The organism is Virgibacillus chiguensis (assembly GCF_900129865.1).
Lineage (GTDB): Bacteria > Bacillota > Bacilli > Bacillales > Amphibacillaceae > Virgibacillus > Virgibacillus chiguensis.
Genome location: NZ_FQXD01000040.1, coordinates 1 through 1,471, shown reverse-complemented (window position 1 = coordinate 1,471; position 1,471 = coordinate 1). Strand labels below are relative to the sequence as shown.

Here is a 1,471-nt window from a genome sequence, read left to right as displayed (position 1 = left end):
TTGTAAGATTAGTTAAGTGAATAAGGGCGCACGGTGGATGCCTTGGCACTAGGAGCCGAAGAAGGACGGGACTAACACCGATATGTCCTGGGGAGTCGTAAGTAGACATCGATCCAGGAATTTCCGAATGGGGGAACCCGCTGCTCGTAATGGAGCAGTACTTCTATCTGAATTCATAGGGTAGAAGAGGCATACCCGGGGAACTGAAACATCTCAGTACCCGGAGGAAGAGAAAGCAAACGCGATTTCCCAAGTAGCGGCGAGCGAAACGGAATTAGCCCAAACCAGAAGGCTTGCCTTCTGGGGTTGTAGGACACTCCATTGGAGTTATCAAGAGATTCTTTAGATGAAGCGATCTGGAAAGGTCGGCCAAAGAAGGTAACAGCCCTGTAATCGAAAAAGAATCTCCTCCGGAGTGGATCCTGAGTACGGCGGAACACGAGGAATTCCGTCGGAATCCGGGAGGACCATCTCCCAAGGCTAAATACTCCCTAGTGACCGATAGTGAACCAGTACCGTGAGGGAAAGGTGAAAAGCACCCCGGAAGGGGAGTGAAATAGAACCTGAAACCGTGTGCCTACAAGTAGTCGAAGCCCGTTAATGGGTGACGGCGTACCTTTTGTAGAATGGACCGGCGAGTTACGATCGTATGCAAGGTTAAGTGGAAGACACGGAGCCGTAGCGAAAGCGAGTCTGAATAGGGCGAATATAGTATGCGGTCGTAGACCCGAAACCGTGTGATCTACCCATGTCCAGGGTGAAGGTCAGGTAACACTGACTGGAGGCCCGAACCCACGTATGTTGAAAAATGCGGGGATGAGGTGTGGGTAGGGGTGAAATGCCAATCGAACACGGAGATAGCTGGTTCTCTCCGAAATAGCTTTAGGGCTAGCCTCAAGGAAAGAGTACTGGAGGTAGAGCACTGATTGAACTAGGGGCCCTCATCGGGTTACCGAATTCAGTCAAACTCCGAATGCCAGCTACTTATCCTTGGGAGTCAGACTATGGGTGATAAGGTTCATAGTCGAAAGGGAAACAGCCCAGACCGCCAGCTAAGGTCCCAAAGTATACGTTAAGTGGAAAAGGATGTGGAGTTGCCCAGACAACCAGGATGTTGGCTTAGAAGCAGCCACCATTTAAAGAGTGCGTAATAGCTCACTGGTCGAGTGACTCTGCGCCGAAAATGTACCGGGGCTAAACGTATCACCGAAGCTGCGGATTGTTCTTACGAACAATGGTAGGAGAGCGTTCTAAGTGCTGTGAAGTCAGATCGTGAGGACTGGTGGAGCGCTTAGAAGTGAGAATGCCGGTATGAGTAGCGAAAAAAGAGTGAGAATCTCTTTCACCGAATGCCTAAGGTTTCCTGAGGAAGGCTCGTCCTCTCAGGGTTAGTCGGGACCTAAGCCGAGGCCGAAAGGCGTAGGCGATGGACAACAGGTAGATATTCCTGTACCACCTCATGAACGTTTGA

The 1,471-nt window shown here is 50.6% G+C and carries 1 rRNA gene; it reads left to right on the top strand.

The features are described from left to right. Positions 1-10: 10 nt before the first annotated feature. Positions 11-1,471, top strand: a 23S ribosomal RNA gene (locus BUB45_RS19265); the annotation flags it as partial.